13 protein-coding genes are annotated in these 9,822 nt (G+C 70.6%); 5 read left to right on the top strand and 8 right to left on the bottom strand.

Annotated features, from left to right (window positions below; translation table 11 throughout):
- Positions 1 to 53 precede the first annotated feature (53 nt).
- The 5 genes from EXE58_RS13140 to EXE58_RS13120 form a co-directional block, all read right to left on the bottom strand.
- The gene (locus EXE58_RS13140; RefSeq protein ID WP_135268309.1) at positions 54 to 977 is read right to left on the bottom strand and encodes a glycosyltransferase family 2 protein; all 924 of its coding nucleotides are present in this window, start codon (positions 975 to 977) and stop codon (positions 54 to 56) included.
- Entirely contained in the window at positions 974 to 1,903 is a 930-nt protein-coding gene (locus tag EXE58_RS13135) for a glycosyltransferase (protein ID WP_244242214.1), read from the bottom strand. The genes EXE58_RS13140 and EXE58_RS13135 overlap by 4 nt, the downstream gene beginning before the upstream one ends.
- Positions 1,904 to 1,936: 33 nt before the next feature.
- A complete protein-coding gene (locus tag EXE58_RS13130) occupies positions 1,937 to 3,439 on the bottom strand; it encodes an LCP family protein (protein WP_135268308.1) in 1,503 nt (500 codons plus the stop codon).
- Positions 3,440 to 3,553: 114 nt separating this feature from the next.
- On the bottom strand, positions 3,554 to 4,744 hold the full coding sequence (locus EXE58_RS13125; protein ID WP_135268307.1) for a phospholipase D-like domain-containing protein: 1,191 nt from the start codon (positions 4,742 to 4,744) through the stop codon (positions 3,554 to 3,556).
- Positions 4,741 to 5,247 carry an acyl-CoA thioesterase gene (locus EXE58_RS13120; protein ID WP_135268306.1) on the bottom strand — a complete coding sequence of 169 codons (507 nt, stop codon included), beginning with the start codon at positions 5,245 to 5,247 and terminating at the stop codon, positions 4,741 to 4,743. The genes EXE58_RS13125 and EXE58_RS13120 overlap by 4 nt, the downstream gene beginning before the upstream one ends.
- A gap of 25 nt (positions 5,248 to 5,272) precedes the next feature.
- Between EXE58_RS13120 and EXE58_RS13115 the strand changes: the two genes are divergently transcribed.
- The 5 genes from EXE58_RS13115 (at position 5,273) to EXE58_RS13095 (ending at position 8,738) form a co-directional block, all read left to right on the top strand.
- A complete protein-coding gene (locus tag EXE58_RS13115) occupies positions 5,273 to 6,466 on the top strand; it encodes an LCP family protein (protein WP_135268305.1) in 1,194 nt (397 codons plus the stop codon).
- The gene (locus tag EXE58_RS13110; RefSeq protein WP_135268304.1) at positions 6,463 to 7,335 is read left to right on the top strand and encodes a crotonase/enoyl-CoA hydratase family protein; all 873 of its coding nucleotides are present in this window, start codon (positions 6,463 to 6,465) and stop codon (positions 7,333 to 7,335) included. Before EXE58_RS13115 ends, EXE58_RS13110 begins: the two co-directional genes overlap by 4 nt.
- Positions 7,336 to 7,441: 106 nt before the next feature.
- Positions 7,442 to 8,065 (top strand): PadR family transcriptional regulator, encoded by a 624-nt coding sequence (locus EXE58_RS13105; protein ID WP_135268303.1) that lies wholly within the window; start codon positions 7,442 to 7,444, stop codon positions 8,063 to 8,065.
- The gene (locus EXE58_RS13100; protein ID WP_135268302.1) at positions 8,065 to 8,433 is read left to right on the top strand and encodes a DUF1707 SHOCT-like domain-containing protein; all 369 of its coding nucleotides are present in this window, start codon (positions 8,065 to 8,067) and stop codon (positions 8,431 to 8,433) included. Before EXE58_RS13105 ends, EXE58_RS13100 begins: the two co-directional genes overlap by 1 nt.
- Positions 8,434 to 8,471: 38 nt before the next feature.
- The gene (locus EXE58_RS13095; protein ID WP_135268301.1) at positions 8,472 to 8,738 is read left to right on the top strand and encodes a GlsB/YeaQ/YmgE family stress response membrane protein; all 267 of its coding nucleotides are present in this window, start codon (positions 8,472 to 8,474) and stop codon (positions 8,736 to 8,738) included.
- Between the two features lie 33 nt (positions 8,739 to 8,771).
- On the opposite strand, the gene EXE58_RS13090 is transcribed toward EXE58_RS13095, so the two are convergent.
- The 3 genes from EXE58_RS13090 to EXE58_RS13085 form a co-directional block, all read right to left on the bottom strand.
- Entirely contained in the window at positions 8,772 to 9,029 is a 258-nt protein-coding gene (locus EXE58_RS13090; RefSeq protein WP_244242213.1) for a TraR/DksA family transcriptional regulator, read from the bottom strand.
- 70 nt (positions 9,030 to 9,099) lie between these two features.
- Positions 9,100 to 9,231: a hypothetical protein gene (locus EXE58_RS20345; RefSeq protein WP_279638247.1), complete on the bottom strand. Its 132-nt coding sequence runs from the start codon at positions 9,229 to 9,231 to the stop codon at positions 9,100 to 9,102.
- A 45-nt stretch (positions 9,232 to 9,276) separates the two neighbouring features.
- On the bottom strand, positions 9,277 to 9,720 hold the full coding sequence (locus tag EXE58_RS13085) for a MarR family winged helix-turn-helix transcriptional regulator (protein WP_135268299.1): 444 nt from the start codon (positions 9,718 to 9,720) through the stop codon (positions 9,277 to 9,279).
- Positions 9,721 to 9,822: the final 102 nt, after the last annotated feature.

Here is a 9,822-nt window from a genome sequence, read left to right as displayed (position 1 = left end):
GAGGTGGGGGCGGCGCCGAGCCGTGCGCGGGCGCCGTGAGGGGCAGGCCGAGTCTAGCGAGGGGGTCGTGCCGTTCGACTCAGGCCGCGCAGGCCCCGGGCCGATGCCATGGCCCGCACCACGTTGCGGGCCTCCGCGCGCCCCCCACGCAGCGGGCTGAGCAGCACCACGACGAGCGTGATCAGCCACGGCTTGAGCCGGACCAGGGCGTTCTCCCCGTGGCGCAGGTGCACCACGAAGAGATTGCGGTACATGTAGAAGCCCTTCCAACCCGCCAGGTCGTGCTGCTGGTTGAAGTCGAGCTGGCGGACCAGCACGGCGTCGCGCACCGCCCAGATCCGCCGACCGGCCCTGCGCGCCCGCACGGCGAAGTCGACGTCGTCGTAGAAGATGAAGAACTCGGGGTCGGGGAAGCCGACCTCCTCGATGACGCTGCGGCGCACGAGGAACCCCTCGAACGCGACGTTCTGCACCTCCACCAGCTCGGGCATCGACCCGCGGTCGGCGAACACCGAGTCGACCGTCGAGCGCTTGGGCCGGATGGCCAGGGGGCTGGCGAGGTCGAACTCGATCGCGGCCTTCTCGACCAGCGCACCCGAGAGGTCCTCGCGCACGGCGATGAGACAGTCCTCGTCGACGGACATCAGCGCCTCGAGGCACCCGGGAGCGGGGACGACGTCGTCGTCCATCAGCCAGACCCTGTCGAAGCCCGCGTCGTAGGCGGCCCGGACCCCGAGGTGGAACCCCCCGGCCCCGCCCAGGTTGTCCTCGGTGGTGGTCACACGCAGCGGCAGGTCGGTCCGGGCGCCGAGGACCTCGCGGGTGTGGTCGCTGCTGGCGTTGTCGACGACGATCACCGCGTCGGGGCGGCGGGTCTGGGCCGCCAGCCCGTCGAGCATGCCCGCGAGGAGGTCGGCGCGGTTGTAGGTGACCACGACCACCGCGACGGTCTCGCTCCTGGGTCCTTCCCCGGTCATCGCAGGAACCTCCGGTGGCCCTCGAAGTCACCGGCGATCCCGGCCCGCATCGCGCCCGCGCTCAGGCGCAGCCGGGAGAGGCTCGGCCGGCTGAACGTGTAGAACCACACTGTCTTCACGACGAAGGCCAGCGCGTGCAGGGGCCCGCGGTAGTCGCGCAGGTTGACGAGGTTGTTGCGGGCCATGCAGTAGTGCTTGAGGTCGCTGGGCGAGTCGTTGTAGGTCGTGAGGCCCCACATCATGGGGGTGCCGAGGTTGCCCACGCTGGGGTGACGCACAGCCGCGGTGACGATGGTGGCCACCCGCGCCCCCGACTCCTCCGCGCGCAGGCGGTACTCGTGGTCGTCACCCCAGATGAAGAACTCCTCGCGGGGCAGGCCGATCCTCTCGACGAGCTCCTTGGTGACGAGGACGCCGTTGAAGGGGATCACGATCCCGTCGAGGCGGTCGCCGCGTGCGGCTCGTCGTACGTCGTCGACGGCGTGGGCGACCTTGGCGCCGCCGGGAAGCCGGATGGGGAAGACCAGACGTCTCGGGTCGGACTCGTCGACGACGAGCGGGCCCCAGAAGTCGAGGTCGTCGCGGTGCTCGAGGAGCAGCGGGAGGCAGTCGACGTCGGGCAGGCCGTCGTCGTCCATCAGCCACACCAGGTCGGCACCGGTGTCGAGCGCCCACGCGAGCCCGTCGTGGAACCCGCCGGCGCCACCGCGGTTGGTCGCCAGCGAGCGGGACCGCACCGGGATGTCCCCGGTGGCGGTGCAGGCCGCCAGCCACGTGTCGGTGCCGTCGCTGGAGGCGTTGTCGATGACGAGGACCTCGGCGAGGCCGGGGATCTCGCCCAGCCGCCGGACGAGCGTCTGGAGCAGCTCGAGACGGTTGAAGGTGACCACGACCGCCACGACGCGAGTGGGGGGTCCGATCGTCACGGGCACACCCTACGGGCCCCCTGACGGGCGGGATCAGCAGGCGGCGCCGAGGTCCTCGGCCTGGTTGGCGGCGTAACCCTGGGAGAGCGATCCGACCGATCCTCCGGTGACCGCTGGAGGTGCTGCCGGCGGGGTGGCCTTCTTCGGCTCGGCGACCACCGTGCCTGCGGCCTCCTCGGTCGCGGGCGCGGCCGCGACCTCCTCGACGGGCGCGGGCTTCTCGCCCTCGGCACGCGCGATGGCCTCGGCGACCTTGGCGTGCACGAGCGGGATGTCGGGGTCGGCGGTGTTGATCATCGGCGGCACGAGCGACAGGGTCGCGACCTTCTGGCTCTTCGCCTTCATCGCCAGGTCGACGAACTTGCCCACCTCGCTGCGTGGGACGCTGGTGGAGACCATCTGCGAGCTGGCCTTGGCGATGGCCTCGAAGTTGCTCAGCGCCGTCTGCGGGCTGACCTGCTGGAGCATCGCGTTCATCACGCACTTCTGGCGGGCCATGCGCGAGTAGTCGTCGGAACCCTCGCGGGCGCGTGCGAACCACAGGGTGTCGTGCCCGCCGAGCTTTCGCTTGCCGGCCTTGATGTAGTGGAAGTGCTCCTCGTGCGGCAGCCCGACAGGGATGGGCTGGCGGACGTTCAGGGTCACTCCCCCGACGGCGTCGACGAGGTCCTTGAAGCCTTCGAGGTTGACCATCGCCCAGTAATTGATCTCGAGTCCGGTGATCCCCTCGATGCCCATGACGGTGGCGTCGACCCCGGGGCTCTTGGACCCCTTGAAGAGCTCGGCGTGGTCCAGGGCCCAGGTGGAGAGGCTGTTGAGGTACTGGCCCTCGACGTCGAACCCGTTCGGGAACTTCTCGTCCAGCACGGAGCCCTCGGCGAAGGGGAAGTTCTGCATGTTGCGCGGCAGGGAGATCAAGAGGGTCTTGCCCGTCTCGGCATCGACGCTCGCCACCGTCATGGAGTCCGGGCGCAGGCCCCAGCGACCGGCTCCGGAGTCGCCGCCCATCAGCAGGATGTTGTAGCGACCGGCGTGCGCCCCCACGGCGTCGCCGTTGCCGAACATCGAGATCATGAAGTCACGCTGCACCCCCACGACGTGCGCGCTGAAGAGCAGGGCGCCCGCGACGCTGAAGCACAGGAAGCCGTTGACGCCCACCACCGCGAGGCGCTGCTGGCGCTGCAGCGTGAGCGGCTGGCCCAGGCGCCAGGCGTCGATAAACAGGTAGGCCCAACCCACCGCCAGCGCCATCAGGGCCAGGCGCAGTGCCAGCAGGAGGGCGGTGTTGGTGCCCGCCCAGAACGCGACGCCGTTCCAGAGGTACGACGACGCGGCCGCCGCGACCCCGAGCACCACCAGGGCCAGCCAGGTCCGCAGGGCGATGCGACCGACACGGCGGTTGCCCTGGACCAGCTGGGCCGACCCAGGCAGGAGGAGGGTCATCACGATCAGGGTCACGGCACGACGGAAACGCACGCGCTGGGCCCGGTCGAGGGTGGTGAAGCCCGGCGACCGGGTCGTCGGCGGGAACGACATGGGAGTGCCTCTCTGGTGGGGAAGTCTCAGACGGCTCGCCCAGTATCACCAGTCACAGGCGTCACATCGCGTCGCGACACTCCGGCAGGCTCCGATCGTCGCTCACCGGCTGTGTCACCGGCAGGGCGCCTGCACCGGCACGACCGCGGTCCTGCCCTGGTGGGCACGCCGGAAGACCCGGTCGAAGTGGCGCTGCATGGTCTCGTGGACCCAGCGGTCCTCGATCTGCCACATCACCTCGTCGTTGTAGGCAAGGCCCCCGCAGGTGGCGTTGCTGTTGCCCGTGATCGTCAGCCGCCTCACCCGGCCCCTCACCCGGGCGTGGACCAGGACCAGCTTGTCGTGGACGAGGTGCGTCTTGACGCGGTTGTCGGGCAGGTCGAGGACACGGCCGCGACGGGTCTGTCGTACCTCCAGCCAGTTCTCGATCAGGTCGCGGGTGGTCACCACCCGGACTCGGCACCCTCGACCGTGCAGCTCCTGGAGGCTGCGCCGGACGTCGGCACGCTGGATGACCGCCCACAGGACGTCGACGGTCCTGGCACGCGCATCGCACCGCACGTCGTCGAGCAGGGCGACGACGGGGTCTCGTCGACGTGGGTAGACGAAGGCGTCGATGGACTCGCCGCGGACCGAGCGGCTCTTCTCGGACCAGCCCTGCCAGCCCTGGGATCGCAACCGCTCGAAGTAGTCGGTGTGGAAGCGCCACAGGGCGGGCTCGGTCGAGCGCACCATGGAGTTGACCTGCCCGTGCATGCGCCGCTCGAGGTTGGACGAGGTGACCGCGACCGAGCGCTCGCCTGCGATGTCGAAGAGGTAGAGCTTGTGGTGGTTGATGTCCTGTGCGGTGGGAGCCGGGCCGGGCCCGGCCCACGGCATGCAGGCGCCGCGACAGACCACGACGTTCTGGTGGCCGGGCTCCCCCGCCTCGATCTTCTCGAGGACGCGTCGCCCCGCGGGCTTGGTCTGCACGTCCTCGTCGGCCACGACCTCGACCCGCGCTCCGCGCCGCTGGGCATCGATGACCGCTTGCGCGGCGAGCTGGTCGTCCCAGCGGAACATCGAGATCCGGATCGAGTCGCCCGCGCCGGCTCGCGCCACGTGGGCCATCAGCCCGCGCGTCACGGCGTCGTCGGGCCGTCCCGGACGCGGGTCGTTGAAGCATGCCTCGGTCGCGCCGTCCGGCGCGGTGAAGCACCCGCTCGTGCCGGAGGCGCGGGGAGCGTGCGCAGCGGCATGAGCCGTGGTGTGGACCGGCACCAGCCCCGCGAGGGCGACGAGGGTCGCGAGCAGCCACCGGCTCATGCGTCGCGCCCCTGGTCGATCTCCTCCTTGCGTGCCAGGCGGTGCGCGCGCCGGATCTGCGCCTCGCGCTCGCGGCGCACGTCGTCAGGCGACTCGGTGACGAGTCCGGGGACCCTGCGCGGGCGGCCGTCGGGGTCGATGGCGACGAAGGCGAAGTAGGCGCTCGCGACGTGGACCGGGTCGTCGGCGGCGTTGCCCCACGGCTGCGCCTCCACCCTCACGCCGATCTCCATCGAGGACCTGCCCACCCAGTTGACCTGTCCGTAGGTCTTGATGATGTCACCGACGTGGACCGGCTCGAGGAAGGTCATCTCGTCCATCGCCGCCGTGACCGCCGGACCGCCGGAGTGACGGTGGGCGACCGCTCCCGCGGTGGAGTCGGCGAGCTTCATGATCTCGCCGCCGTGGACGTTGCCGAGCAGGTTGGCCTCGCTCGGCTGGGCCATCATCGCCAAGGACACGCGGGAGAAGCTGGTGGGCCGAGCCTCGGCCGGTTCCGTCATGGACGGCACGGTAGCGTCACCTCCCATGGCTGATCGTCCCAAGGGCTCCGGCACACCCGAGGAGGGGACGCCTGAGTACGACTGGCTCTACGGCAGCGGCAGGTCCGGGCGCCAGGGGCCGCCCCCCGACGACTCGACGCGCGTCATGCCGGCCACCTCCACGGCCTCGTCGGGCCAGCGCGGCAGCGGCGGACGACCGCCGGGCGGTCCCAGTCGTACGACGACTGCTGCTCCACCTCCCCGGCCCGCACCTGTCCGACGTCGCCGGTTCGGGCTCGGCTGGCTGCGGTTCGGCTGGCTCAAGCTGATCCTGCTGTTGTGGGTGGTCTTCATGGTCGCCGTGCCCCTGTGGGCCTGGACCAAGGTCGAGAAGGTCGACGCCGAGCCCGACGGCAAGCGACCCGTCGAGCAGGACGGGACGACGTACCTCCTGGTCGGCAGCGACTCCCGTGACGACCTGACCGAGGCGGAGCGCAAGGAGCTCGGCACCGGAGGCGCAGTGGGGCAGCGCACCGACACGATCATGGTGCTGCACACCGGCTCCGGCCCCAACCTGCTGATGTCGATCCCGCGCGACTCCAACGTCGAGGTGCCCGGCCACGGCGTCACCAAGATCAACGCCGCCTTCGCCTACGGCGGCCCCGAGCTCCTCGTCAGGACGATCGAGCAGAACACCGGCATCCGCATCGACGACTACGTCCAGATCGGGTTCGGTGGCTTCGTGGGCATGGTGGACGCCGTCGGCGGCATCGAGATCTGCCCGAAGACCGCCATGGACGACCCGCAGGCCAACCTGAAGATCGAGAAGGGTTGCCAGGAGGCCGACGGCAAGACCGCGCTGGGCTACGCCCGTTCGCGCAAGACCTCCGGCCTCGGCGACATCGACCGGGCCAGGCAGCAGCGCGAGGTCGTCTCCGGCGTCGGCAGCAAGGCCCTCTCGCCCTGGACCTTCATCAACCCGGTCCGCTACTACGAGCTCAGCACGGCCGCCGCCGAGTCCTTCACCGTCGGGGAGGGCACCAGTCCCATCTCGCTGGGCAAGTTCGCCTTCGCGATGACCCGGGTCGACGGGTCCAAGGGACTCACCTGCGGCGTCCCCATCAGCGACCTCGCCGTGACCTGGGACAGCGAGCGCGCGCCCCAGCTCTTCAAGCACATCATCGAGGACGACACCGAGGGCATCCCCGACAACCTCTGCACACCGACGGGCATGCCATGACGACCGATTGGGAGACCCTCAAGCTCGAGGTCGACGACGACGGGGTCGCCGTCCTGACGCTCTCGCGCCCCGAGGCCCTCAACGCCTTCGACCTGACCATGGCCCGCGAGCTGGAGACGTTCTTCCTCGACGCCGCGTCCGACGACACGATCCGCGCGATCGTCGTCACGGGTGCCGGTCGGGCGTTCTGCGCCGGCATGGACCTCACGGCGGAGGGCAACGTCTTCGGCCTCGACGAGTCGCTCGAGCCCACACCCGAGGACCTGCGCGACCACCTCGACGAGGAGCCGTGGCACAGCGGGGTCCGCGACACCGGCGGCAAGGTCTCGCTCGCGATCCACGCCTGCCCGAAGCCGGTGATCGCAGCGATCAACGGTCCGGCCGTCGGCGTCGGCGCGACGCTGACGCTGGGCATGGACATCCGGCTCGCCTCGACGAAGGCCCGGATCGGCTTCGTCTTCGGTCGGCTCGGCATCGTCCCCGAGGCCTGCTCGTCGTGGTTCCTTCCGCGGATCGTCGGCGTGCAGCAGGCACTGGAGTGGACCTACTCGGCCGAGATCCTCACCTCGGAGCAGGCCTTGGCCGGTCGGCTGGTGCGCTCTGTCCATGAGCCGGAGGAGCTGCTTCCCGCGGCTCTCGAGCTGGCGCGCTCGTTCGTCGTGGGTCGCTCCCCCGTCGCCCTGGCCCTGACCAAGCGACTGATCTACTCCGGGGCGGCCGCCCCGCACCCTGTCGACGCACACCGTGCCGACTCCCTGGCCATGTGGCACACCTCGACCGGCGACGGGAAGGAGGGCGTGGCCGCCTTCCTCGAGAAGCGGGCGCCCGACTTCACCGGTCGTGCCTCCGAGACCCCGGAGATCCACTAGCCGTCACTTCCCCCTTGAACCGTCCGACGTGTCGGCGTAGTCTCACGATATATCGCGATAGACCAGCGATACGCACCGACATTCTTCGATCCTCCTGGAGGAGCTCATGGGACACCACTGGCAAGAGCACAGCGACTACCGACGCCCCCGACGCGGGCAGGGCGGCCCGCCGCCGTGGCTGCAGGAGATCTTCGGTGCCTTCGGGCAGCCCCAGCGCCCGGCCCCGCGCGGGCCCAAGGTGCGCCGCGGCGACGTCCGGGTGGCGATCATCGACGTGCTGCACCGGGCTGGGCAGGCAGGCGAGTCCATCAACGGCTACCAGGTGATCCAGCAGATCGCCGACCTCAGCGACGGCGAGTGGCGCCCCTCCCCCGGCTCGGTCTACCCGACGATCCAGCAGCTCCAGGACGAAGGACTGGTGGAGTCCGACGACGACCGCGGTCGCAAGACCATCCGGCTGACCGACGCCGGACGCGCCTACGCCGACGACAACACCGCCGAGCTCAGTGCCGTGTGGGCACCCTTCGCCCGTCCGGAGCAGAAGCCCGAGACCGGTGAGGGCGCCGACATCAAGAGCGAGATCGGCCAGGTCATGAGCGCTGTGTGGCAGCTCGTCACGCAGGGCTCCGAGCAGCAGCGCCGCGCCGCCCTCGACGTGCTCGTCGAGATGCGACGCCGGCTCTACGGCATCCTGGCCGACGGCCGGGACGGCGACGACCGAGCCAGCTGATGGACCCCCGCGCACGCATCGGCGACGCGGAGCGCGACCGGGCCACCTCCGAGCTCGGCCAGCACTACGCCGACGGCCGGCTCGACCACGAGGAGTACGACGAGCGCCTCGACGCCATCTGGTCGGCCAGGACGGGGGCCGACCTCGCGGTCGTCTTCCACGACCTGCCCCGGCAGCCGGTGCCGGTCCGTCCGGTGGCGGCACGACAGGCGCCGAGACGCCGCTCGTTCCCGTGGCTGCCGGTGGTCTTCGTGCTCATCGGGCTCAGCATCATGCTGGACGCACCGCTGTGGCTGTTGATCTTCCCGATGCTGTGGTTCGCCCACCGTCGTGGCCGCCACCTGACCCACCATCCCCACCAGCGCTGAGCCACGGCCAGCGCACCCTGGACCGAAGGAGAAGAACCATGATCGGATTCCTCGTCGCCGGACTCATCATCGGAGCCCTTGCGCGTCTCATCAAGCCCGGCAAGCAGGACCTCAGCGTCCTGGCGACCCTCGGCCTCGGAGTGGTCGGCTCGCTCATCGGCGGCATCATCGCCTGGGTCATCGGCACCGGCAGCATCTGGGAGCTCGACCTGCTCGGGTTCGTCCTCGCCGTGGTGGCCTCGGTGCTCCTCGTGGGAACCGCCGAGGCGGTCACCGGCAAGTCAGGCCACCGCGAGCTGCGCTGAGCAACCACACGGGCAGGGTCGGTCGCGCCGCCCTCACCGGCGCCGTGAAGCGCAGGTGATGCACGTCCGCGCGACCGGCCTCGCCTCGAGGCGGGCCTCACCGATGGGTCCGCCGCACTGCTCGCACGTCCCGTAGCTCCCGGCGTCGAGCCGTTCCATGGCCGCATCCACCTCGGCGAGATGAGTGCGGGCCTGACGCACCAGGGTGCCGATCTGCGAGCGCTCGAACGCGATGGTCGCGCCCTCGGGGTCGTGCTCGTCGTCGGCGTTGGTGTCGCGCGAGGCGGCCACCACGCCGTCGTACTCGTCGGTCAGGCTCGCCAGCCGGCGCAGGGTCTCCTGCCGCTCGGCGTCGAGCCGCTCACGGTCCAGCGGGCTCCGTCTCGGGGATCGGCGAGCCGGGCTCCTCCCCGGGACTGATCGGGTCGATCGAAGGGTCTCCTGCAGGCACGATCTCCGGGTCGGGCTCGGGCTCCAGCGGTGTGGTCGTCATCCCCCATGCCTACCCCCGGAACGTCCTGAGGACAAGCGCGCCCGATCACCCATCAAGGACCCGGGGCAGCATGTCGAGGTCGCGCGCCAGGGCCTCGAACCTCTTCGGGCCCAGGCTGGTCGCGATGACGTCCTCCACGGCACGCTCCTCCGCCAGCAGCTGCTCAGCCAGGTCGAGACCGCGCGGTGACAGGGCCAGCACGACCCGACGCTTGTCAGCGGGATCGATGCTGCGGACCACCATGTCGCGCTCGACGAGCTTGTCCACGTGCCGGGTGACGGATGCGCTGGGCAGCACGGCGCCCGTCGCAATCGCACCGGCGCCGAGGCCCGGCTGCTCGCGCAGGAGGGCCATGATCCGCCAGTGCTCGGGCGAGAGGTCGGCCTCGTCGAGGAGCGGTTGGAGACGCTGACGCACCTTGTCCTCGCAGCAGCGCAGCAGGACCACGAGGCTCCCGACGTGGTGAGGAGCGGCCACCTGCTTGACCATGGACCACTCCCGCTCCTGAGACGACCGACGAGCGTGCCGGTCGGTTGGACCTAGCCTAGGCACGTCCGTGGGCCGCGACCTCGATCGCGCCGCCCTGGACCC

It is taken from the genome of Nocardioides seonyuensis, assembly GCF_004683965.1.
Taxonomy (GTDB): domain Bacteria; phylum Actinomycetota; class Actinomycetes; order Propionibacteriales; family Nocardioidaceae; genus Nocardioides; species Nocardioides seonyuensis.
The sequence above is the reverse complement of the archived record's forward strand: the minus strand, read 5'-3'. Positions and strand labels throughout refer to the sequence as shown.